Below are 23,069 nucleotides of genomic sequence, written 5' to 3'. Positions count from 1 at the left end.
GTGCCCCGTACCGTATATGGGTTCGCTGAGGATCCGGCAGCGCCGGTAGTCTCTGACCGCGGGCGCGGTCACCCGATGCCCGCCCGTATCGACACAAACGAAGGACGATCGTGCTCATTGCCGGGTTCCCCGCCGGGGCCTGGGGGACGAACTGCTACCTCGTCGCCCCCGCCGCCGGTGAGGAGTGCGTGATCATCGACCCCGGCCACCAGGCCGCCCAGGGAGTCGAGGAAGCGCTGAAGAAGCATCGGCTCAAGCCCGTCGCCGTCGTCCTCACCCACGGCCACATCGATCATGTGGCCTCGGTCGTCCCCGTGTGCGGCGCGCACGGCGTACCGGCCTGGATCCACCCGGCCGACCGGTACATGATGAGCGACCCCGAGAAGGCCCTCGGCCGTTCCATCGGGGCGCCGCTGATGGGCGAGCTGACCGTGGGCGAGCCCGACGACGTCGAGGAGCTGACCGACGGCGCGCGGCTGGAGCTGGCCGGCCTGGAGTTCTCCGTCGCGCACGCCCCCGGCCATACCAAGGGGTCGGTGACCTTCCGGATGCCCGAGACCGCGGACATCCCGTCGGTCTTCTTCTCCGGGGATCTGCTCTTCGCCGGCTCCATCGGACGCACCGACCTGCCCGGCGGCGACATGGCCGAGATCCTCGACTCGCTGGCCCGCGTGTGCCTGCCGCTCGACGACTCGACCGTGGTGCTGTCCGGCCACGGCCCCCAGACGACCATCGGCCAGGAGCGCGCCGCCAACCCGTATCTGCGGCAGGTGGCCGCCGGCCGCCGCGAGCACGGCGCCGGCGAGGCTCCCCGACGAGGAATGTGACGAGAGACTTCGTGAGCACCTTCAAGGCCCCCAAGGGCACGTACGACCTGATCCCCCCGGACTCCGCGACCTACCTGGCGGTCCGCGAGGCCATCGCCGCCCCGCTGCGCAACTCCGGCTACGGATACGTCGAGACGCCCGGCTTCGAGAACGTCGAGCTGTTCGCCCGCGGTGTCGGCGAGTCCACCGACATCGTGACCAAGGAGATGTACGCCTTCGAGACCAAGGGCGGTGACCAGCTCGCCCTGCGTCCCGAGGGCACCGCCTCCGTGCTGCGCGCCGCCCTGGAGGCCAACCTGCACAAGGCGGGCAACCTCCCCGTCAAGCTCTGGTACTCCGGCTCGTACTACCGCTACGAGCGCCCGCAGAAGGGCCGTTACCGCCACTTCTCGCAGGTCGGCGCGGAGGCCATCGGCGCCGAGGACCCGGCCCTGGACGCCGAGCTGATCATCCTCGCCGACCAGGCGTACCGCTCGCTGGGCCTGAGCGACTTCCGCATCCTGCTCAACAGCCTCGGCGACAAGGAGTGCCGCCCGGTCTACCGGGCCGCCCTCCAGGACTTCCTGCGCGGCCTCGACCTGGACGAGGACACGCTGCGCCGGGCGGAGATCAACCCGCTGCGCGTGCTCGACGACAAGCGTCCCGACGTGCAGAAGCAGCTCACCGACGCCCCGCTGCTGCGCGACTACCTGTGCGACGCCTGCAAGACGTACCACGAGGAGGTGCGCGAGCTGATCACGGCGGCGGGCGTCTCCTTCGAGGACGACCCCAAGCTGGTCCGCGGCCTGGACTACTACACCCGCACCACCTTCGAGTTCGTCCACGACGGCCTCGGCTCGCAGTCCGCGGTCGGCGGCGGCGGCCGCTACGACGGCCTGTCCGAGATGATCGGCGGCCCCGCGCTGCCCTCGGTCGGCTGGGCGCTCGGCGTGGACCGCACCGTCCTGGCCCTCCAGGCGGAGGGCGTCGAACTCCGCCTGCCCCCCGCCACCAGCGTCTTCGCCGTCCCGCTCGGCGAGGAGGCGCGCCGGGTGCTGTTCGCCAAGGTCACCGAGCTGCGCAAGGTGGGCGTCGCGGCGGACTTCTCCTACGGGCACAAGGGCCTCAAGGGAGCGATGAAGAACGCCAACCGCAGCGGCGCCCGCTTCACCCTGGTCGCCGGTGAGCGCGACCTCGCCGACGGCGTCGTCCAGCTCAAGGACATGGAGTCCGGCGAGCAGACGGCGATCGCCGTCAACGAGGTCGTGGCGGAGCTGGAGTCGCGGCTCGGCTGAGCGGCCGGAAGAGCGCGCGGCGGGCGCCGGGAGCCTTGACGGGCACCCGGCGCCCGCCGCCGTTCACGGCGGCACGACCTGGCCGTCCGGGCGGCGCGCTTCACGGGCCGCGCCGCCGTCCCCGTCAGCCCGTACGCCGGTCCTTCCAGCGGAACGTCAGCAGGCACAGCACCAGCCCGCCGGCGCACCAGGCCGCCAGCACCAGCGCGATCCGCCCGAACTCCCAGGAGCCCGCCTGCTCCAGCACCCGGGCCGAGTCGGGCAGGAACACCCCGCGCAGGCCCTGGCAGAGCCACTTGAGCGGGAAGAGGGCGCCGACGTCCAGCATCCAGTCCGGGATGGTGCTGACCGAGATGTAGACCCCGGAGACGAACTGGAGCACCAGGAACGGCAGGACGACCACGGAGGTGGCACTCTTCGCCGACCGGGGCACCGAGCTGATCGCGATGCCCAGCAGCGCGCACCCGGTCAGGCCGAGCACGAAGATCCAGGCGAAGTGGAACCAGCGGACCGCGTCCGTGGGCAGGTCGACACCGTAGACCGTCGTCCCGACGAGCAGCAGGACCGCCGTCTCCAGGACCCCGGTGACCAGCACCAGCCAGATCTTGCCCAGGAAGTAGGCGGCCGGGGGCATGGGCGTGCCGCGCAGCCGGCGCAGCGCCTTCTCGTCCCGCTCCACGGCGATCGAGACGCCCAGCGACTGGAAGCTCGTCGACATGATGCCCGACGCCATCATCGCGGGGACGTACAGCTGCGAGGCGGTGATGCCGGTGCCCTGGACGGCGTCGTGGAAGATCGAGGCGAACAGGAACAGGAAGACCACCGGGAAGGCGAAGGTGAACACCACCTGCTCGCGCTGCCGGAAGAACTGCTTGATCTCCAGGGCGCCCCGGGCCAGTCCCAGGCCTCACGCCCCCGGCGGCCGCGGATCCGCGTCGCGCGCCAGGGTCCCTCCGTCGGGGGCCGCGGTGGTGGTCATCGGGTGTTCTCCTGTCCGGTCAGCCGGAGGTAGACGTCCTCCAGGGTGGGGCGGCTCACCCGGAGTCCGGGTATCTCGCCGTCGAAGCGGTGCATGAGCGCGGCGACGGTCCTGGTGGGGGTGTCCGTCTGCTCGGTGCGCGCCGCGCCGTCGTGCTCGGTCCACTCCACGGTGGCGCCGGTGCCGAAGCGTGCGCGCAGGGCGGCCGAGGTGCCCTCGGCGACGATCCGGCCGCCGGCCACCACCGCCAGCCGGTCGGCGAGCGCCTCGGCCTCCTCCAGGTAGTGCGTGGTCAGCAGGATCGTCGTCCCCTCGGCGGCGAGCTGCCGGATCAGGTCCCAGAACTGCCGCCGGGCCGCCGGGTCGAACCCGGTCGTCGGCTCGTCCAGGAGCAGCAGTTCGGGGCCGCCGATCACGCCGAGCGCGACGTCCAGCCGGCGCCGCTGCCCGCCCGAGAGGGACTTGATCCGGCTGTCCGCCTTCGCCTCCAGACCGACCAGCGAGATCACCTCGCCGGGGTCGCGGGGCCGGGGGTAGTAGCGGGCGAAGTGACGCACGGTCTCGCGGACCGTCAACTCGGCGGGCGCGGATTCGTCCTGCCAGACGATCCCGACGCTGGAGCGCCACGCGCGCGTGCCGGTCGCCGGGTCCGACCCGAGGACGGTGACCTCTCCCGCGTCCCGTGAGCGGTGGCCCTGGAGGATCTCCACGGTGGTGCTCTTGCCCGCCCCGTTGGGTCAGAGCAGGCCGAACACCTCGCCCTTCTCGATGCCGAGATCGATCCCGTCGACCGCGGTGACGTCCCCGTAGCGCTTGCGCAGCCCCCGTACGGCCACCGCGAGTTCGTTCGATGTCATGCCCAGAGCGTCACCCGGAACGGTGGCTTCCGGGGAGATTTCGCGTTCTTCGGCGTTCTTCGGCGTTCTTCCTCGTTCTCCTTATCTCCAGCGAACGGTGGGCACCCGGGTGGGTGCGGCACAATGGCCCTGCCCGAAGAAGGTCCAACTCTCAAGTGACGGAATCGGCGTGATGAGCAAGACGACAGTCAGGGACGTCTCGACGGATCCCGGCCCGCAGTCCGCTGCACCCGGGCCGCGCACGGCGGGCGGCAGCCGTGCCTTCGCGCTGCTGCTGGTGATCACCGGTGCCGCCGGGCTGCTCGCCGCCTGGGTCATCACGATCGACAAGCAGAAGATCCTTGAGGGCAAGCTGTCCGGCAAGACGTTCACGCCGAGCTGCAGCATCAACCCGATCATCTCCTGCGGCAGCGTCATGGAGAGCAAGCAGGCCGCCGTCTTCGGGTTCCCCAACCCGATGCTCGGCCTGGTCGCCTACGGCATCGTCATCTGCGTCGGCATGAGCCTGCTCGCCCGCGCCCGCTTCCCCCGCTGGTACTGGCTGACCTTCAACGCCGGCACGCTCTTCGGCGTGTGCTTCGTCACCTGGCTCCAGTTCGAGTCGCTGTACCGCATCAACGCGCTGTGCCTGTGGTGCTCGCTGGCCTGGGTCGCCACGATCACCGCGTTCTGGTACGTCACGTCGTTCAACGCGCGCAACGGCTTCCTGCCCGCCCCGCGCCCGCTGAAGACGTTCCTGAGCGAGTTCACCTGGGTGCTGCCGGTGACCCACTGCGGGATCATCGCCATGCTGATCCTGACCCGCTGGGGCAGCAGCCTCTGGGCCTGAACCGCCCCCGCGGTCCACGGCCCCGGCGGCGTTGTCAGTGGGGTGCCATAGGGTTTCCGTGTGGAGCCCGACCTGTTCACCGCCGCCGCGGAAGACCGCCAGGAGAAGGACCCGGCCGCCAGCCCCCTCGCGGTCCGGATGCGCCCGCGCACCCTCGACGAGGTGGTGGGCCAGCAGCACCTGCTCAAGCCAGGCTCGCCGCTGCGCCGGCTCGTCGGCGAGGGAGCGGGCGGTCCCGCGGGACCGTCCTCGGTGATCCTCTGGGGCCCGCCCGGCACCGGCAAGACCACTCTGGCGTACGTGGTCTCCAAGGCGACCAACAAGCGCTTCGTGGAGCTGTCCGCGATCACCGCGGGCGTCAAGGAGGTCCGCGCGGTCATCGACGGCGCCCGCCGCGCCTCCGGCGGGTACGGCCAGGAGACCGTCCTCTTCCTCGACGAGATCCACCGCTTCAGCAAGGCCCAGCAGGACTCCCTGCTCCCGGCGGTCGAGAACCGCTGGGTGACCCTGATCGCCGCCACCACGGAGAACCCGTACTTCTCGGTGATCTCCCCGCTGCTGTCCCGCTCCCTGCTCCTCACGCTGGAACCGCTCACCGACGACGACGTGCGCGGTCTGCTGCGCCGTGCCCTCGCCGACGAGCGCGGCCTGAGGTCCGCCGTCGCCCTCCCCGAGGACACCGAGGACCATCTGCTGCGCATCGCCGGCGGTGACGCGCGCCGCGCGCTGACCGCCCTGGAGGCCGCGGCGGGCGCCGCTCTGGACAAGGGCGAGGACGAGATCTCCCTGACCACGCTGGAGGAGACCGTCGACCGGGCCGCGGTGAAGTACGACCGCGACGGCGACCAGCACTACGACGTCGCCAGCGCCCTGATCAAGTCCATCCGGGGCTCGGACGTCGACGCGGCCCTGCACTACCTGGCCCGGATGATCGAGGCGGGCGAGGACCCCCGGTTCATCGCCCGGCGGCTGATGATCTCCGCCAGCGAGGACATCGGCCTGGCCGATCCGAACGCGCTGCCCCTGGCGGTCGCCGCCGCCCAGGCCGTCGCCATGATCGGCTTCCCCGAGGCGGCCCTCACCCTCAGCCACACCACCATCGCCCTCGCCCTGGCCCCCAAGTCCAACGCCGCGACCACGGCGATCGGCGCCGCCCTCGCGGACGTGCGCGGGGGCCTGGCCGGATCGGTGCCGCCGCATCTGCGGGACGGGCACTACAAGGGCGCCGCCAAGCTCGGCCACGCCCAGGGGTACGTCTACCCGCACGACCTGCCCGAGGGCATCGCCGCCCAGCAGTACGCGCCGGACGCCCTCAAGGACCGCGAGTACTACACCCCGAGCAGGCACGGCGCGGAGGCGCGGTACGCGGACGCGGTGGAGTGGACCCGCAAGCACCTCGGTCGGAAGCGGCCATGAGCACCCTGTAGACTGCCTCGAAGCGCCGAGTCCCGTGCCGTCAGAGCGGGACAGCCGGCCGGAGCCCGGACCGTCGAGGACCGGCTCCAGGAGCGTCGCGCACCGTCGAACGGTGTCGCGGGCAGCCCACCACCACCCGGGATCCCGGGACGGTCGGTGGGCCACTCGCGTGCTGCACGTATGTGCCCAGACCAGGGAAGCGGCTGCCCGGCAGTCCCTCAGGGACCGACGGGTTCTCCCAGGCTGCGGATGCGACCTCCGTAACCCTGACAAGCCGAGAACTACGAAATGAGAGACAGTGGCGAACCAGTCCCGCCCCAAGGTCAAGAAGTCGCGTGCCCTCGGCATCGCGCTGACCCCGAAGGCCGTCAAGTACTTCGAGGCCCGTCCCTACCCCCCGGGTGAGCACGGCCGCGGTCGCAAGCAGAACTCGGACTACAAGGTCCGTCTGCTGGAGAAGCAGCGTCTGCGCGCGCAGTACGACGTGTCCGAGCGCCAGCTCGTCCGCGCCTACGAGCGTGCCTCCAAGGTCCAGGGCAAGACCGGTGAGGCCCTGATCGTCGAGCTGGAGCGCCGCCTCGACGCGCTGGTCCTGCGTTCGGGCATCGCCCGCACGATCTACCAGGCCCGCCAGATGGTCGTCCACGGCCACATCCAGGTGAACGGCCAGAAGGTCGACAAGCCGTCCTTCCGCGTCCGCCCCGACGACGTCGTGCAGGTCCGCGACCGCTCCAAGGAGAAGACGCTCTTCACCATCGCCCGTGAGGGCGGCTTCGCCCCCGAGGGCGAGACCCCGCGTTACCTCCAGGTGAACCTCAAGGCCCTGGCGTTCCGCCTGGACCGCGAGCCGAACCGCAAGGAGATCCCGGTGATCTGCGACGAGCAGCTCGTCGTCGAGTACTACGCCCGCTGATCCCGGCAGGCCGCGCGGTACCTCAGCCCGCCGTCTCCCCGCCCTTCCGGGTGGGCGAGGCGGCGGGCTGCCGCGTGTGCGGGCTCCCGCCCCCGGCCTGCCCGCGCGGCCCCGGCAGCGCCCGCAGCGGCCGGCTCCCCGCCCGCCCCAGGGCCCGCGCCACGGCCGCCTCCCGGCCCAGTGCGGCCCCCTCGCGCACCCGTGCCTCGTAGCGCGCGTCGCCCAGCCGCTCCCGGGCCCGCGCCTCGCACAGCTCGTGCGGCGCGTTGTAGTGGACCGAGCCGAACAGCCGCAGCCCCACCGACGCCCACATGCCGCCCGCGGCCCCCTGGAGCACCGCGGCCTCCGCCGCGTCGCCCTCGCTGACCGTCACCAGCGCCAGCAGCTCCACCGCCAGCACCGAACCGAGCAGGTCGTGGAAGCCGTGGGTGTCGGTGAGGCAGTCGACCAGCAGATCCCGGGCGTACCCCAGCTTCCCCTCGTGCCAGGCGGCGTACGCCAGCACGTACAGCGCGTAGGCGCGCGACCAGCGCTCCCCGTGGTCGTCGCAGACCCGGCGGACGTCCTCGCACAGCCGCACCGCGTCCGCGAGATCGCCCTGGAAGGCGCGGGCCATCGCCAGCTCGACCCGGCCCATCAGTACCGTGCTGTTCAGCTCGCCGATCTCGCGGTAGCGCTCCAGTGCCGAGCGCAGCAGCCTCTCCGCGCGTTCCATGTCGTCCGTGACCAGCGCCAGACAGCCCGTGCGGTGCTCCGCGTAGGCCAGCGCCGTCGCGCTCGCCGCGGACTCCGCGACGCGGCGGCACTCCTGGAGCGCGGCCAGCGCGGGCCCGGTGTCGCCCTGGAGGATCGCCACGTACGCGAGCACCCACAGCGCCTTCAGCCGGGACGGCTCATGGCCGCCGTCCAGCGCCACGGCGCGTGCCAGCCAGTGCCGGCCCTCGGCCAGCCGCCCGCACCCGGCCCAGCAGAACCACAGGCAGCCCGCCAGGTACTGGGCCAGGCGCGCCTCGTCGGGGCCGGTCATGCAGTACTCCAGGGCGCTGCGCAGATTGGGCAGCTCCGTCTCGATGCGCGCGGCCACCTCGGTCTGCCGGGGGGAGAACCACTCCAGTTCGCACCAGGTGGCCAGGCCGACGTACCAGTCGCGGTGGCGGCGCCGCAGCCGTTCGGCGTCGCCGGTGGCGGCCAGCCAGTCGGCGCCGTAGGCGCGGACCGTGTCCAGCATCCGCAGGCGCGGTCCCGCCGCGGTCTCCTCGCGCGCCACCACGGACTGCGCGACCAGCTCGCCCAGCACGTCCAGGACGTCGTCGGCGGCCAGCCCGTGGCCGCCGCACACATACTCGGCGGCCTCCGGGTCGAAGGGCCCGGTGAACACCGAGAGGCGCGCCCACAGCAGGCGCTGCTCGGGTGTGCACAGCTCATGGCTCCAGCCGATCGCGGTGCGCAGCGTGCGGTGCCGGGGCAGGGTGTCGCGGGGGCCGCCGGTCAGCAGCCGGAACCGGTCGTCGAGCCGTTCCAGCAGCCGGGCCGGGGGCAGGGTCCGCAGCCGTCCCGCCGCCAGCTCCACCGCGAGCGGGAGCCGGTCCAGGCGCCGGCACACCTCCCGCACCGCCGGGTCGGCGGCCTCGACGCTCACGCCGTGCTGGGCGGCCCGCGCGATGAGCAGCCGGACCGCCTCGTCCTCGGCGGGCGGATCCAGCGGGAACAGCCGCTCACCGGCCACCCCGAGCGGCCGGCGCCCCACGGCCAGGACCCGCACCTGGGGCACCCGCCGCAGCAGCTCGGCCACCAGGTCGGCGCAGGCGTCGGCCAGGTGCTCGAACCCGTCGAGCACCAGCAGCAGCCGCGGCCCGGTGGCGGTGCGGGCCCCGTCCGCCCCGACCGCCCTGTCCGCCCCGTCCGCCTCGCCCGGCCCGGTGAAGCCCAGGACCCGGGGGAGGGCGAGCAGCGTCTCGCGCGGGGTGCGCGCCGTGTGGTCGGTCAGCTCCAGCGCCTCCACCACGGCGTGGTCGACGAAGTCCGCGTCCCGCAGCGGCGCCAGGTCCACCCGCGCCCAGGCGCGCGGCACCTCCGGATCGGCCCCGCCGCGCCGCGCGCCGTCCGCGGCCCAGCGCGCCGCGGCCCGCGCCGCGAGCCGCGACTTGCCGACCCCGCCGGTGCCGGTCACCGTCACCAGCCGGGCGGCGCCGAGCGCCCGCGCGAGCGCGCCGAGTTCGGCGCGGCGGCCCACGAACGCGTCGGGCTCGGCGGGCGGACCGGCCGCCGCCCCGCACCACCGCGGCGGCCGGCCGGACGTCGGATCAGGCATGGCGTCTCGCATGGGACACGGAGCGTACTGAAACGTAATCACTCCGTACAATCGCCGGCGGCGGCCGGCCGCGCGCCGGGGGTAATCGGGTACGGAGCCCCACCCGTGTCGCGATAGGCTCGGTGCACGACTTTCTCGATGTTCTCGAAGTTCAGGCACGTTTCAGGGAGCGGGTGCGCACAGTGTCCGGTGGTGAGGTGGCCGGGATCCTGGTGGCCGTGTTCTGGGCGATCCTGGTCTCCTTCCTCGCCGTCGCGCTGGCGAGGCTGGCCCAGACGCTCAGGGCGACCACCAAGCTCGTGGCGGACGTGACCGACCAGGCGGTCCCGCTGTTGTCCGACGCCTCCCAGGCGGTGCGTTCGGCGCAGACCCAGATCGACCGTGTCGACGCGATCGCCTCCGACGTCCAGGAGGTCACGTCGAACGCGTCCGCGCTGTCGACCACCGTGGCCTCCACCTTCGGCGGTCCGCTGGTCAAGGTCGCCGCCTTCGGCTACGGCGTGCGCCGGGCCCTGGGCGGCCGCAAGGAGGACGTGCCCGCCAAGGCGTCGAGGCGTACGGTGATCGTGGGCCGCACCGTCCCGGCCGCGCGGCGGGGGAAGCGGAACAACCGGGAGAAGTAAGGACTAGCGATGTTCCGCCGTACGTTCTGGTTCAGCACAGGTGTCGCCGCCGGTGTGTGGGCCACCGCCAAGGTCAACCGCAAGCTGCGGCAGCTGACCCCCGAGAGCGTCGCCGCCACCGCGGCGAACAAGGCTCTGGAGACCGGCCACCGGATCAAGGACCGCGCGGTGGGCTTCGCCCTCGACGTCCGCGACAACATGGCCCGGCGCGAGGCCGAACTCGGTGAGGCGCTCGGCATCGACGCCCCCGTCGACCGCGAACTGCCCCCGCCCCGGCGGCTCGCCGCCATCGAGAACCACCACAGCCCGAAGTACGTCGAGGGATCGACGTACCCGACGTACTCGTACAACCGGAATGAGGACCACTGATGGAGTCGGCTGAGATCCGCCGCCGCTGGCTGAGCTTCTTCGAGGAGCGCGGGCACACCGTCGTCCCTTCGGCGTCGCTCATCGCGGACGACCCGACTCTGCTCCTCGTCCCGGCCGGCATGGTGCCCTTCAAGCCCTACTTCCTGGGCGAGGTCAAGCCGCCGTTCCAGCGCGCCACCAGCGTGCAGAAGTGCGTGCGCACGCCGGACATCGAAGAGGTCGGCAAGACCACCCGGCACGGCACGTTCTTCCAGATGTGCGGCAACTTCTCCTTCGGCGACTACTTCAAGGAAGGCGCCATCAAGTACGCCTGGGAGCTGCTCACCAGCCCCCAGGACAAGGGCGGTTACGGCCTCGACCCCGAGCGCCTGTGGATCACCGTCTACAAGGACGACGACGAGGCCGAGCGCATCTGGCACGAGGTCGTCGGCGTGCCCCGCGAGCGCATCCAGCGCCTGGGCATGAAGGACAACTACTGGTCCATGGGCGTCCCCGGCCCCTGCGGACCCTGCTCCGAGATCAACTACGACCGCGGCCCCGAGTTCGGCGCCGAGGGCGGCCCCGCCGTCAACGACGAGCGGTACGTGGAGATCTGGAACCTCGTCTTCATGCAGTACGAGCGGGGCGAGGGCATCGGCAAGGACAACTTCGAGATCCTCGGGGACCTGCCGAGCCAGAACATCGACACGGGCCTCGGCCTGGAGCGGCTCGCCATGATTCTGCAGGGCGTGCAGAACATGTACGAGATCGACACCTCCATGGCCGTCATCAAGAAGGCCACCGAGCTGACCGGTGTGGCCTACGGCGACGCCCACGCCTCGGACGTCTCGCTGCGTGTGGTCACCGACCACATGCGCACCTCCGTGATGCTCATCGGCGACGGCGTCACCCCGGGCAACGAGGGCCGCGGCTACGTGCTGCGCCGCATCATGCGCCGCGCCATCCGCAACATGCGCCTGCTCGGCGCCACCGGCCCGGTCGTCAAGGACCTCGTCGACGTCGTCATCGGCATGATGGGCCAGCAGTACCCGGAGCTGGTGACCGACCGCGAGCGCATCGAGAAGGTCGCCCTCGCCGAGGAGAACGCCTTCCTCAAGACGCTCAAGGCCGGCACCAACATCCTGGACACCGCCGTCACCGAGACCAAGCGGTCCGGCGGCGCGGTCCTCTCCGGCGACAAGGCGTTCCTGCTCCACGACACCTGGGGCTTCCCGATCGACCTCACCCTGGAGATGGCCGCCGAGCAGGGCCTCTCGGTGGACGAGGACGGCTTCCGGCGCCTGATGAAGGAGCAGCGGGAGCGGGCCAAGGCCGACGCCCAGGCGAAGAAGACCGGTCACGCCGACATGGGTGCCTACCGCGAGATCGCGGACAGCGCCGGTGAGACCGACTTCATCGGTTACAGCGACACCCAGAGCGAGTCCACGGTCGTCGGCATCCTCGTCGACGGCGTCTCCTCCCCGGCCGCCACCGAGGGCGACGAGGTCGAGGTCGTCCTGGACCGCACCCCGTTCTACGCCGAGGGCGGCGGCCAGATCGGCGACACCGGCCGCATCAAGGTGGACACCGGTGCCGTCATCGAGGTCCGCGACTGCCAGAAGCCGGTGCCGGGCGTCTACGTCCACAAGGGTGTCGTCCAGGTCGGCGAGGTCACGCTCGGCGCCAAGGCCCAGGCCAGCATCGACGTGCGCCGCCGCAAGGCCATCGCCCGCGCCCACTCGGCCACCCACCTGACCCACCAGGCGCTGCGCGACGCGCTCGGCCCGACCGCCGCCCAGGCCGGTTCGGAGAACCAGCCCGGCCGCTTCCGCTTCGACTTCGGTTCCCCCGCCGCCGTGCCGACGGCCGTGATGACCGACGTCGAGCAGAAGATCAACGAGGTGCTCGCCCGCGACCTGGACGTGCACGCCGAGGTCATGGGCATCGACGACGCCAAGAAGCAGGGCGCCATCGCCGAGTTCGGCGAGAAGTACGGCGAGCGGGTCCGGGTCGTCACCATCGGCGACTTCTCCAAGGAGCTGTGCGGCGGCACGCATGTGCACAACACCGCCCAGCTCGGCCTGGTGAAGCTGCTCGGCGAGTCCTCCATCGGCTCGGGCGTACGCCGGATCGAGGCCCTGGTCGGCGTGGACGCCTACAACTTCCTGGCCCGTGAGCACACGGTCGTCGCCCAGCTCCAGGAGCTGGTCAAGGGCCGTCCCGAGGAGCTTCCGGAGAAGGTCTCCGCCATGCTCGGCAAGCTGAAGGACGCCGAGAAGGAGATCGAGAGGTTCCGCGCGGAGAAGGTCCTCCAGGCCGCCGCCGGTCTGGCCGAGTCCGCCAAGGACGTGCGCGGGGTGGCCGTGGTCACCGGTCGGGTGCCGGACGGCACGACCCCGGACGACCTGCGCAAGCTGGTCCTCGACGTGCGCGGGCGCATCCAGGGCGGCCGGGCCGCCGTGGTCGCCCTGTTCACGGTGAACAACGGCAAGCCGCTCACGGTCATCGCCACCAACGAGGCCGCGCGCGAGCGCGGTCTGAAGGCCGGTGACCTGGTGCGTACGGCCGCCAAGACGCTCGGCGGCGGCGGTGGCGGCAAGCCGGACGTCGCCCAGGGCGGCGGCCAGAACCCGGCCGCGGTCGGCGACGCCGTGGACGCGGTGGAGCGGCTCGTGGCGGAAACGGCCAAGTGAGCGGAGCGATGAGGAGAGGCCGCCGGCTCGCCGTCGACGTCGGGGACGCCCGGATCGGGGTCGCGTCCTGCGACCCCGACGGGATCCTCGCCACACCGGTGGAGACGGTCCCCGGCCGGGACGTCCCGGCGGCCCACCGCCGGCTGCGCTCGCTCGTCGAGGAGTACGAACCCATCGAGGTCGTCGTCGGTCTGCCCCGCTCCCTCAAGGGCGGCGAGGGCCCGGCGGCCGCCAAGGTCCGCGCCTTCGCGGGGGAGTTGGCCAAGGGCATCGCCCCGGTGCCGGTCCGCCTGGTGGACGAGCGGATGACCACGGTGACGGCGAGCCAGGGACTGCGGGCGTCCGGGGTGAAGTCCAAGAAGGGACGCTCCGTGATCGACCAGGCCGCCGCGGTCGTCATTCTCCAGCAGGCCCTGGAATCCGAACGGGTGTCAGGCAGAGCACCCGGCGAGGGCGTCGAAGTGGTCATCTGATCGCGGTACGGTAACGTTCCGCGCGATGCGGCGGTCCTCGAACGACCGCCGCACGGCAAGAGGCGGAACAGAAGCGGGCGTCACGCATCGTGACCACCGCCTCGCGGCGCTAGGGGATCGATGACTGAGTATGGCCGGGGCCCGCACCCCGAACCGTGGCATCCGGAGGACCCGTTGTACGGGGACGGCGGATGGGGAGGTCAGCAGGTCCCCGCGGACCCGCAGTCCCCCTACGGCGGCCTGCCCCAGCACCATCCCCAGGCGCCGCAGCAGCACCACGACCCGCAGGCGCAGCAGCACCACGGCGGCTGGGCCCAGACGCCGCAGCCCGGCTACGACGGGCAGTACCCGCAGTACGGGCACCAGCCCACCGGACAGTCCCCGCACTACGACCCGCACCACGATCCGCAGGGCGGCCGGCCGCACTACGACCCGCACGCGCCGCAGGCCGGCCAGTCCCCGGGCCAGTACCAGCAGGGCGGCTGGGACGGCACCGGGGCGCACGCCCAGCAGCCGTACGGCACCGACCCCGTCGACCCGTACGGCGGGCAGTCCCTGGCCTACGGCCAGGGACAGCATGATCTCTACGGCACTCCCGAGGCCTACCCGCCCCCGGAGCCGCCGAACCGCAGAAGTCCCGAACCGGAGCCGCGGACCGACTGGGACCCCGAGCCCGAGCCGGCCCAGGACGAGGACCACGCCTTCTTCGCGGACGGTGGCGGGGACGACGCGGACACCGACGACGATCCGGACGCCGACGCACCCGGGCGCGGCCGAGGACGCGGTGAGCGCGCCGGACGCGGCGGCAAGGGCCGGGCGGGCAAGGCCGGCCGGAAGAGACGCAACGGCTGTGCCTGCCTGGTCGTCGTCGCGGTGTTCGGCGGCGGCATCGCCGGCGTCGGCTACTACGGCTACCAGTTCTACCAAAATCGTTTCGGCGCGGCGCCCGACTTCGCGGGCAGCGGCAACGGCGAGCAGGTCACGGTCGTCATCCCCAAGGGCGCCGGCGGTTATGTGATCGGCCAGGAGCTGAAGAAGGCGGGTGTCGTCCAGAGCGTCGACGCGTTCGTCTCCGCCCAGGCCGCCAACCCCGACGGCAAGCAGATCCAGGACGGTGTCTACACCCTCCAGAAGCACATGTCCGCCGCGAGCGCCGTGCAGCTGATGCTCAGCCCCAAGAGCCGCAGCAACCTGATCATCGCCGAGGGCTCGCGCAACACCGCGGTCTACGCGCTGATCGACAAACGCCTGGGGGTGCCCGACGGCACCACCGCGAGCGCGGCGAAGAAGGACTACAAGAAGCTCGGGCTGCCCGAATGGGCACTGAACCACGCCGACCTCAAGGACCCGCTCGAAGGGTTCCTCTTCCCCTCCAGCTACGCCGTCGCCAAGGGCCAGCAGCCCGAGGACGTGCTGAAGGACATGGTGGCGCGGGCCAACGAGCGCTACACCGCGCTGGGCCTGGCCAAGAAGGCGCAGGGCCTCGGGCTCGACGGCCCCTGGCAGCTGCTCACCGTGGCGAGCCTCGTGCAGGCCGAGGGCACCAGCCACGACGACTTCCGCAAGATGGCCGAGGTCGTCTACAACCGCCTCAAGGCCGGCAACACGCAGACCAACGGCAAGCTGGAGTTCGACTCCACGTACAACTACGTGAAGAACCAGAGCAAGCTCGACCTGTCCATCGCCGAACTGCGCAGGTACAACAACCCGTACAACACGTACTACGTCACGGGCCTGCCCCCCGGGCCCATCGACAACCCCGGCGAGGAAGCGCTCAGGGGCGCCCTCGACCCGACGGACGACGGCTGGTACTACTTCATCTCGATGGACGGCAAGACCAGCAAGTTCACCAAGACACTCGCCGAGCACGAGAAGCTGGTCGACGAGTGGAACCTCTCCAAGAAGAGCCAGTGATGACGTCATCCCGCCGGGCCGCCGTACTCGGTTCGCCCATCGCCCACTCCCTCTCCCCGGTGCTGCACCGCGCGGCCTACGCCGAGCTGGGGCTCACCGGCTGGTCCTACGACCGGTTCGAGATCGACGAGGCGGCCCTGCCGGGCTTCGTCGGCGGGCTCGGACCCGAGTGGGCGGGGCTGTCGCTCACCATGCCGCTGAAACGGGCCGTCATCCCGCTGCTCGACGAGATCAGCGACACGGCGGCCTCCGTCGAGGCGGTCAACACCGTCGTCCTGACCGAGGACGGCCGCCGCACCGGCGACAACACCGATATCCCGGGCATGGTCGCCGCGCTGCGCGAGCACGGCATCGAACAGGTCGACTCGGCGGCGGTGCTCGGCGCGGGCGCCACCGCCTCCTCCGCACTGGCCGCCCTGGCACGCGTCTGCACCGGCGAGGTCGTCGCCTACGTCCGCAGCGACGCCCGCGCCGCCGAGATGCGCGGCTGGGGCGAGCGGCTGGGCGTGGAGGTCCGCACCGAGGACTGGTCGCGGGCCGGACGGGCGCTGACCGCCCCGCTCGTGATCGCCACCACCCCGGCCGGCACGACCGACGCCCTCGCGACCGCCGTACCCGAACGGCCCGCCGCCCTCTTCGACGTGCTCTACGACCCCTGGCCCACCCCGCTGGCCGCCCGCTGGTCCATGGCAGGCGGCGCCGTCGTCAGCGGCCTCGACCTCCTCGTCCACCAGGCGGTCCTCCAGGTCGAGCAGATGACCGGCCGGGCCCCGGCCCCGCTGGAGGCCATGCGCCGGGCCGGCGAGAAGGCCCTGGCGGACCGCTGACCCCCGGATCACCCGCCCGCTCGCTCGCCCACCTGTCCGCCCGTGCCGGGCGGTGTGCCCGGCCCGGCCGTGGGGCGGGTGACAGACCGCCCGTACTGGCCCCTGTCCCCCGAACGCCCCTGCCGAACGCACCCCGGCCGCCCCGCCGGAGCGGCTCCCGGTGGCGCGTCCGAGGGCGCTGACACGACCGCTGACGCGAGCGCTGACAGCCGGATCGCCCCAGCCCGTCCGCCGGGCGGGGCGGGGCTCTCGGGCCGGCTGGCGCGTCCCGGCTCGGGGGCACCCCAGGTGTGCTCCGGGGCGGTCGCGGCGGGTGGGAGGCCCGGCCGCGGCGTACCGCGGCCGGACGCCCCGCGCTCCGGTACGGGCCCGGCGCGCACCCCGCGCGGTGTCCGCCGGCCGTCCGGCTGGTGGACCGGCGGCGGGCTTCGGCTCCCGGACGTGGGAGGATCGGGGACGGCGGGCCAGGGCCGCGCACCCGGTCGCGCCGTCGCAGTTCGAGGCGCGAGCATGAGGAGCATCGTTGAGCAGGTTGCGTTGGCTGACCGCGGGGGAGTCCCACGGACCCGCACTTGTCGCGACGCTGGAGGGCCTTCCCGCCGGCGTGCCCATCACCACGGACATGGTGGCGGACCACCTCGCGCGGCGCCGCCTGGGCTACGGGCGCGGCGCACGGATGAAGTTCGAGCGGGACGAGGTCACCTTCCTCGGCGGGGTCCGGCACGGACTCACCCTCGGCTCCCCGGTGGCCGTCATGGTCGGCAACACCGAGTGGCCCAAGTGGGACAAGGTCATGGCGGCCGACCCGGTGGACCCGGACGAGCTGGCCGAGCTGGCGCGCAACGCGCCGCTGACCCGGCCCCGCCCCGGCCACGCCGACCTGGCCGGCATGCAGAAGTACGGCTTCGACGAGGCCCGGCCGATCCTGGAGCGGGCCTCCGCCCGGGAGACCGCCGCGCGCGTGGCGCTGGGCGCGGTCGCGCGGTCGTACCTGAAGGAGACGGCCGGCATCGAGATCGTCTCGCACGTCGTGGAGCTGGCCGCCGCCAAGGCGCCGTACGGGGTGTACCCGACCCCGGCGGACGTGGAGCGGCTGGACGCCGACCCGGTGCGCTGCCTGGACCCGGACGCCTCCGAGGCGATGGTCGCCGAGATCGACCAGGCCCACAAGGACGGCGACACCCTCGGCGGTGTGGTCGAGGTCCTCGCCTACGGCGTCCCCGTGGGCCTCGGCTCGCACGTGCACTGGGACCGCCGCCTCGACGCCCGGCTCGCCGCCGCCCTCATGGGCATCCAGGCGATCAAGGGCGTGGAGCTGGGCGACGGCTTCGACCTGGCGCGGGTGCCCGGCTCGAAGGCGCACGACGAGATCCTGACCACCGACGAGGGCATCCGGCGGGCCACCGGCCGCTCCGGCGGCACCGAGGGCGGCCTCACCACCGGTGAACTGCTGCGGGTGCGCGCCGCGATGAAGCCGATCGCGACCGTGCCGCGCGCCCTGCAGACCGTCGACGTGGCCACCGGCGAACCGGCGCAGGCCCACCACCAGCGCTCCGACGTGTGCGCGGTCCCGGCGGCCGGGATCGTGGCCGAGGCCATGGTGGCCCTGGTGCTCGCCGACGCGGTCGCCGAGAAGTTCGGCGGCGACAGCGTGCCCGAGACCCGCCGCAACGTCCGCTCCTACCTCGACAACCTGGCGATCCGATGAGCGGGGCCCCGGCCGTGGTCCTGGTCGGGCCGATGGGCGTGGGCAAGTCCACCGTCGGCCGGCTGCTGGCCGACCGCCTCGGCCTCGCCTACCGGGACACCGACGACGACATCGTGGCCGAGCAGGGCCGCGCCATCTCCGAGATCTTCGTCGACGAGGGCGAGGACGCCTTCCGCGCGCTGGAGAAGGAGGCGGTGCGCCGGGCGGTCGCCGAACACGGGGGCGTCCTCGCGCTGGGCGGCGGCGCCGTCCTGGACGCGGACACCCGCGCGCTGCTGGCGCCGCTGCCCGTCGTCTGTCTGTCGATGGACGTCGAGGAGGCGGTGCGCCGCACCGGCCTGAACGTGGCCCGCCCGCTGCTCGCCGTCAACCCGCGCAAGCAGTGGCGCGAGCTGATGGAGGCCCGCCGCCATCTGTACGAGGAGGTCGCCACGGCGGTGGTCGCCACCGACGGCCGCACCCCCGAGGAGGTCACCGGAGCCGTCCTGGACGCGGTGGGGCTGAAGGACGCGGCGGCGCCGAAGACCGTATCCCCCGGGGCGGGCGCCCCGGACCCCGGGCAGGAGAACGCGATGACGCAGCAGGTGACCAGGATCCGGATCGGCGGCACCGACGGCACCGATCCCTACGACGTGCTGGTGGGCCGTCAGCTCCTGGGCGAGCTGGCCGGGCTGATCGGCGAGCAGGCGCAGCGGGTCGCCGTCATCCACCCCGAGGCGCTCGCCGAGACCGGCGACGCGCTCCGCGCCGACCTGGCCGGGCAGGGCTACGAGGCCGTCGCCATCCAGGTGCCGAACGCGGAGGAGGCCAAGACCGCCGAGGTCGCCGCCTACTGCTGGAAGGCGCTCGGCCAGTCCGGGTTCACCCGCTCCGACGTGATCGTCGGCGTGGGCGGCGGCGCCACCACCGACCTGGCCGGGTTCGTCGCCGCGACCTGGCTGCGCGGGGTGCGCTGGGTCGCCGTCCCGACCACCGTGCTCGCCATGGTGGACGCGGCCGTCGGCGGCAAGACCGGCATCAACACCGCCGAGGGCAAGAACCTCGTCGGCGCCTTCCACCCGCCCGCGGGCGTGCTGTGCGACCTGGCCGCGCTGGACTCCCTCCCGGTCAACGACTACGTCTCCGGGCTCGCGGAGGTCATCAAGGCGGGCTTCATCGCCGACCCGGTCATCCTCGACCTGATCGAGTCCGACCCGCAGGCCGCGCGCACCCCGGCGGGTCCGCACACCGCCGAGCTGATCGAGCGCTCCATCCGGGTCAAGGCCGAGGTGGTCTCCGCTGACCTCAAGGAGTCCGGTCTGCGGGAGATCCTCAACTACGGCCACACGCTCGGCCACGCCATCGAGAAGAACGAGCGCTACAAGTGGCGGCACGGCGCGGCCGTCGCCGTCGGCATGCACTTCGCCGCCGAACTGGGCCGTCTGGCGGGCCGGTTGGACGACGCGACCGCCGACCGGCACCGCACCGTCCTGGAGTCGGTCGGGCTCCCCCTGCACTACCGCCACGACCAGTGGCCCAAGCTGCTGGAGACCATGAAGGTCGACAAGAAGTCCCGCGGCAACCTGCTGCGGTTCATCGTGCTCGACGGCCTGGCCAGGCCCACGGTGCTGGAGGGCCCCGACCCGGCCGTGCTGCTCGCCGCGTACGGCGAGGTGGGGGAGTAGCTCCCCCGAAGGGCGATCCGTCCGATCCGCCGTGCGGCGGCGGGCACTTCGGACCGTCCCCGGCCGTTCACCACAGGGCGGCCGGGGACGGTACCGTTCGGTAAGGAGCGGGCACGGGCCCGCTGCCAGCGCCCATGGCCTTGTACGAGACGGAGTGGCACCGGATGCAGCACGCAGTGGGTTCTCCGCTGCCGCCGCCCCACCAGCCGGGGCACGGACCGGCCGCAGGCTGGCCGCCGGCCGCACATCACCCCGGGCCGCACCCGGGCGCCCATCCGGCCCCGGCCCCGGGCCCGGTGCCTCCGCCGCCCCCGGCCCCGGGCCACCCCGCCGGACCTCCGGTCGGACCCGCGGCGGGCCACGCACCGGTGCCGCCGCCGCAGGTCTCCGCGGTCCCCGTGCCGCCCTCCGCGCCGGACGCCACCGGCCATGTCCGGCTGCCGCCCGGCGCTCCGGTCGCGATGCCCGCGCCGCCGCCCGCCCAGGCCGTGCCCGACCCGACCGTCACCACGCTCGCGGTGCTCCTCATCGGCCCCGCGGGCGCCGGCAAGACGAGCGTCGCGCGCCACTGGGCCGAGCACCGCCGGGTGCCCACCGCGCACATCAGCCTCGACGACGTCCGCGAGTGGGTCCGCTCCGGCTTCGCCAACCCGCAGTCCGGGTGGAACGACAACTCCGAGGCGCAGTACCGCCTGGCCCGCCGCACCTGCGGCTTCGCCGCGCGCAACTTCCTCGCCAACGGCATCTCCTGCATCCTCGACGACGCCGTCTTCCCCGACCGCCCGGTCGTCGGACTCGGCGGCTGGAAGCGGCACGTGGGACCCGGACTGCTCCCCGTGGTGCTCCTGCCCGGACTCGACATCGTCCTGGAGCGCAACGCCGAGCGCAGCGGCAACCGCCGCCTCACCGACGAGGAGGTGGCCCGTATCCACGGCCGCATGGCCGGCTGGTACGGCTCCGGGCTGCCCATCATCGACAACTCCCAGCTCGACATACCGACCACGGCCCACGTCCTGGACGAGGTCCTCGCCCGAGCCATCGCGAGCCCGCCGAACTGGTAGCCCAGCGGGCGGGGCAGCGCGCGGGGCGGACCGCCGGCGAGACGGGGACGGGGGCGGGGACCCGGGCCCCCGTCAACCGTCGGGCCCACCGGCGCCCGACGCACCACCCCGCGTCCGGCTCCCGGAGGCTGACCGGCATGCGTCGTGCCGTCGCGCGGTTCGTCCTGCCGGTGCGCCGGGCGGCCCGGCCACGTCGCCGCGGCTCCTGGCGGGGCGAGCCGCGGGCCGTCCCAGCGGCAACCGGAGTGTCCGGAGTATGTCGTGCCCCCAGTCGTGCCCCCGAGGGCTCCGCCCCGGCACTCCACCGGCGGCACCCGCCGCGCCGCGCTCCCCGCGGCTGTCGTCCCCGTCACCGCCGCGTACCGACAGCGCCGTTCCACCGGGACGGGTGAGCGCCTGCGGGGGAGACACGCGGATCCGCCTGTCCGGCGGCCTCCGGCGGGCAGCGCACTACGGCCGTACCCCCCACCCCGCCGGGCCCCTGCCGGGCCGGCCGGTGTGCGTCCACCGCACCACCACCCCCACCGTCACCCGCACCACCACCCGCCCCCACCGCGCACGCGGGCCCGCTCACCGCCCACTCGGCCTCTCCCGAGCGGCACGGTGCGGGCGGAACTCTTACGCTCGGTTCATGTCAGAGGTGTACGCGGCCCGCCGGACCCGGCTACGGGAGCGCTGCAACGCGGGCGGCAGCGCGGCGGCGCTGGTGACTCGTCCCGCCAATGTGCGGTACCTCGCGGGCGCGGCCCCGCACGGTGCCGTCCTGCTCCTCGGAAAGCGCGAGGACCTGCTGGTGAGCCAGAGCCCACCGGAGGACCGGCCCGGCGAGGGGCGCCCCGACGAGGCGCTGCGCACGCAGGTGCTGCCGCAGCCCGGCGGCGACCCGGCCGTCGCCGCCGCCGACCTCGCGGGCTCCCAGGGCGCCGACTCCCTCGCGATCGAGGAGCACCACGTCACCGTCGCCCGGCACCGGGCGCTGGCCTCCGTCGCGTCGGGACTGCGCATCACCGACCTGGGCAGCGCGGTGGAACAGCTCAGGGTCGTCAAGGACGAGGAGGAGATCTCCTGTCTGCGGATCGGCGCCGAGATCGCCGACCAGGCCCTGGGCGAGCTGCTGGAGTCGATCCTCGTCGGCCGCACCGAACGCCATCTGGCGCTGGAGCTGGAGCGCCGGCTCGTCGACCACGGCGCCGACGGCCCCGCCTTCCCCACCTCGGTCGCCACCGGCCCCCACTCGGGCCGCCGTGGCCACCGGCCCACCGACCGCAGGGTGGAGGAGGGCGACTTCCTCTCGGTGTGCCTGGGCGCGGCCTACCGCGGCTACCGCTGCGAGATCGGCCGCACCTTCGTGATCGGCACCTCGCCGGCGGACTGGCAGATCCAGCTCTACGACCTCGTCTTCGCAGCCCAGCGGGCCGGGCGGGAGGCGCTGACCCCCGGGGCCGCCTGCCGCGACGTGGACCGCGCGGCCCGGCAGGTGCTGGACTCGGCCGGGTACGCCGAGGGGCTGCAGTCCCTCACCGGACACGGTGTCGGACTCGAAATCGACGAGGACCCTCAGTTGGCGCCCGCGGCCATGGGTAAACTGGACGCTTGCGTGCCGGTCACCGTCGAACCGGGGGTCCACCTCCCGGGCCGGGGCGGTGTCCGGATCGATGACACGCTCGTCGTGCGCCCCGAGGCGGACGGCGGACCCGAGCTACTCACCATCACGACCAAGGAGCTGCTCGCGCTGTAGGAGTGCGCGCGCCGGGGTCGTACGTCAGTCCAGGAGATTCCGCAACCGTGGCTTCCACGAACGACCTCAAGAACGGCCTGGTGCTCAAGCTCGAAGGCGGCCAGCTCTGGTCCGTCGTCGAGTTCCAGCACGTCAAGCCCGGTAAGGGCCCGGCCTTCGTGCGCACCAAGCTCAAGAACGTGCTCTCCGGCAAGGTCGTCGACAAGACCTTCAACGCCGGCGTCAAGGTCGAGACGGCCACCGTCGACAAGCGCGACATGCAGTTCTCGTACATGGACGGCGAGTACTTCGTCTTCATGGACATGGAGACCTACGACCAGCTGATGGTCGACCGCAAGGCCGTCGGCGACGCCGCCAACTTCCTGATCGAGGGCTTCAGCGCCACCGTCGCCCAGCACGAGGGCGAGGTGCTCTTCGTCGAGCTGCCGGCCGCCGTCGAGCTGGTCGTGCAGGAGACCGAGCCGGGTGTCCAGGGCGACCGCTCCACCGGCGGCACCAAGCCCGCCACGCTGGAGACCGGCCACCAGATCCAGGTCCCGCTCTTCATCACCACCGGTGAGAAGATCAAGGTCGACACCCGTACGAGCGACTACCTCGGCCGGGTGAACAGCTAA

Annotated in this window: 18 protein-coding genes and 1 pseudogene; 16 read left to right on the top strand and 3 right to left on the bottom strand. The window is 72.8% G+C overall.

Going from position 1 to position 23,069, the window contains the following annotated elements; translation table 11 throughout:
• Positions 1–110: 110 nt before the first annotated feature.
• Both A8713_RS05180 and hisS read left to right on the top strand, forming a co-directional pair.
• A complete protein-coding gene (locus A8713_RS05180; protein WP_064531663.1) occupies positions 111–827 on the top strand; it encodes an MBL fold metallo-hydrolase in 717 nt (238 codons plus the stop codon).
• A gap of 11 nt (positions 828–838) precedes the next feature.
• Positions 839–2,101, top strand: coding sequence for a histidine--tRNA ligase (gene hisS, locus A8713_RS05175; protein WP_064537258.1), 1,263 nt, complete (start codon positions 839–841; stop codon positions 2,099–2,101).
• Positions 2,102–2,225: 124 nt separating this feature from the next.
• On the opposite strand, the gene A8713_RS05170 is transcribed toward hisS, so the two are convergent.
• Entirely contained in the window at positions 2,226–3,005 is a 780-nt protein-coding gene (locus A8713_RS05170; protein WP_237305525.1) for an ABC transporter permease, read from the bottom strand.
• A 71-nt stretch (positions 3,006–3,076) separates the two neighbouring features.
• Positions 3,077–3,937, bottom strand: a pseudogene (locus A8713_RS05165) (ABC transporter ATP-binding protein).
• Positions 3,938–4,109: 172 nt separating this feature from the next.
• On the opposite strand from A8713_RS05165, the gene A8713_RS05160 reads away from it, so the two are divergent.
• From A8713_RS05160 to rpsD, 3 genes are all read left to right on the top strand, one after another.
• Positions 4,110–4,766: a vitamin K epoxide reductase family protein gene (locus tag A8713_RS05160; RefSeq protein WP_064531661.1), complete on the top strand. Its 657-nt coding sequence runs from the start codon at positions 4,110–4,112 to the stop codon at positions 4,764–4,766.
• 60 nt (positions 4,767–4,826) lie between these two features.
• Complete coding sequence (locus A8713_RS05155; protein ID WP_064531660.1) at positions 4,827–6,182, top strand: replication-associated recombination protein A; 1,356 nt, start codon at positions 4,827–4,829, stop codon at positions 6,180–6,182.
• Between the two features lie 298 nt (positions 6,183–6,480).
• Complete coding sequence (rpsD, locus tag A8713_RS05150) at positions 6,481–7,095, top strand: 30S ribosomal protein S4 (RefSeq protein ID WP_009187613.1); 615 nt, start codon at positions 6,481–6,483, stop codon at positions 7,093–7,095.
• 22 nt (positions 7,096–7,117) lie between these two features.
• Here rpsD and A8713_RS05145 read toward each other — a convergent pair whose 3' ends face one another.
• Complete coding sequence (locus A8713_RS05145) at positions 7,118–9,406, bottom strand: ATP-binding protein (RefSeq protein ID WP_107440774.1); 2,289 nt, start codon at positions 9,404–9,406, stop codon at positions 7,118–7,120.
• A 173-nt stretch (positions 9,407–9,579) separates the two neighbouring features.
• Between A8713_RS05145 and A8713_RS05140 the strand changes: the two genes are divergently transcribed.
• The 11 genes from A8713_RS05140 (at position 9,580) to efp (ending at position 23,069) form a co-directional block, all read left to right on the top strand.
• On the top strand, positions 9,580–10,029 hold the full coding sequence (locus tag A8713_RS05140; protein WP_173860802.1) for a DUF948 domain-containing protein: 450 nt from the start codon (positions 9,580–9,582) through the stop codon (positions 10,027–10,029).
• Positions 10,030–10,038: 9 nt separating this feature from the next.
• Entirely contained in the window at positions 10,039–10,398 is a 360-nt protein-coding gene (locus A8713_RS05135) for a hypothetical protein (RefSeq protein ID WP_064531658.1), read from the top strand.
• The gene (gene alaS, locus A8713_RS05130) at positions 10,398–13,070 is read left to right on the top strand and encodes an alanine--tRNA ligase (RefSeq protein WP_064531657.1); all 2,673 of its coding nucleotides are present in this window, start codon (positions 10,398–10,400) and stop codon (positions 13,068–13,070) included. The genes A8713_RS05135 and alaS overlap by 1 nt, the downstream gene beginning before the upstream one ends.
• Before the next feature lie 8 nt (positions 13,071–13,078).
• Complete coding sequence (gene ruvX, locus A8713_RS05125) at positions 13,079–13,543, top strand: Holliday junction resolvase RuvX (RefSeq protein ID WP_064531655.1); 465 nt, start codon at positions 13,079–13,081, stop codon at positions 13,541–13,543.
• Between the two features lie 120 nt (positions 13,544–13,663).
• Positions 13,664–15,457 (top strand): endolytic transglycosylase MltG, encoded by a 1,794-nt coding sequence (gene mltG, locus A8713_RS05120; protein WP_107440586.1) that lies wholly within the window; start codon positions 13,664–13,666, stop codon positions 15,455–15,457.
• On the top strand, positions 15,457–16,284 hold the full coding sequence (locus tag A8713_RS05115; RefSeq protein ID WP_064531651.1) for a shikimate dehydrogenase: 828 nt from the start codon (positions 15,457–15,459) through the stop codon (positions 16,282–16,284). The genes mltG and A8713_RS05115 overlap by 1 nt, the downstream gene beginning before the upstream one ends.
• Positions 16,285–16,807: 523 nt before the next feature.
• A complete protein-coding gene (gene aroC / locus A8713_RS05110) occupies positions 16,808–17,992 on the top strand; it encodes a chorismate synthase (RefSeq protein WP_064531649.1) in 1,185 nt (394 codons plus the stop codon).
• The gene (gene aroB, locus A8713_RS05105) at positions 17,989–19,656 is read left to right on the top strand and encodes a 3-dehydroquinate synthase (RefSeq protein ID WP_078531242.1); all 1,668 of its coding nucleotides are present in this window, start codon (positions 17,989–17,991) and stop codon (positions 19,654–19,656) included. Before aroC ends, aroB begins: the two co-directional genes overlap by 4 nt.
• Positions 19,657–19,820: 164 nt before the next feature.
• Positions 19,821–20,717: a Pro-rich N-terminal domain-containing protein gene (locus tag A8713_RS05100; RefSeq protein ID WP_079159240.1), complete on the top strand. Its 897-nt coding sequence runs from the start codon at positions 19,821–19,823 to the stop codon at positions 20,715–20,717.
• A gap of 631 nt (positions 20,718–21,348) precedes the next feature.
• Positions 21,349–22,455 (top strand): aminopeptidase P family protein, encoded by a 1,107-nt coding sequence (locus A8713_RS05095; RefSeq protein WP_064531646.1) that lies wholly within the window; start codon positions 21,349–21,351, stop codon positions 22,453–22,455.
• Positions 22,456–22,502: 47 nt separating this feature from the next.
• A complete protein-coding gene (efp, locus tag A8713_RS05090; RefSeq protein ID WP_018570203.1) occupies positions 22,503–23,069 on the top strand; it encodes an elongation factor P in 567 nt (188 codons plus the stop codon).

Origin of the sequence: Streptomyces sp. SAT1 (assembly GCF_001654495.1) — a bacterium.
Lineage (GTDB): Bacteria > Actinomycetota > Actinomycetes > Streptomycetales > Streptomycetaceae > Streptomyces > Streptomyces andamanensis.
The sequence above is the reverse complement of the archived record's forward strand: the minus strand, read 5'-3'. Positions and strand labels throughout refer to the sequence as shown.

Bases quoted from the DNA above. Each gene is read 5' to 3' on its own strand.
- A8713_RS05145 (WP_107440774.1), bottom strand. From the start codon at position 9,406: ATGCCTGATCCGACGTCCGGCCGGCCGCCGCGGTGGTGCGGGGCGGCG.
- ruvX (WP_064531655.1), top strand. From the start codon at position 13,079: ATGAGGAGAGGCCGCCGGCTCGCCGTCGACGTCGGGGACGCCCGGATC.
- A8713_RS05135 (WP_064531658.1), top strand. From the start codon at position 10,039: ATGTTCCGCCGTACGTTCTGGTTCAGCACAGGTGTCGCCGCCGGTGTG.
- A8713_RS05095 (WP_064531646.1), top strand. From the start codon at position 21,349: ATGTCAGAGGTGTACGCGGCCCGCCGGACCCGGCTACGGGAGCGCTGC.
- A8713_RS05115 (WP_064531651.1), top strand. From the start codon at position 15,457: ATGACGTCATCCCGCCGGGCCGCCGTACTCGGTTCGCCCATCGCCCAC.
- A8713_RS05160 (WP_064531661.1), top strand. From the start codon at position 4,110: ATGAGCAAGACGACAGTCAGGGACGTCTCGACGGATCCCGGCCCGCAG.
- aroB (WP_078531242.1), top strand. From the start codon at position 17,989: ATGAGCGGGGCCCCGGCCGTGGTCCTGGTCGGGCCGATGGGCGTGGGC.
- alaS (WP_064531657.1), top strand. From the start codon at position 10,398: ATGGAGTCGGCTGAGATCCGCCGCCGCTGGCTGAGCTTCTTCGAGGAG.
- A8713_RS05100 (WP_079159240.1), top strand. From the start codon at position 19,821: ATGCAGCACGCAGTGGGTTCTCCGCTGCCGCCGCCCCACCAGCCGGGG.
- mltG (WP_107440586.1), top strand. From the start codon at position 13,664: ATGACTGAGTATGGCCGGGGCCCGCACCCCGAACCGTGGCATCCGGAG.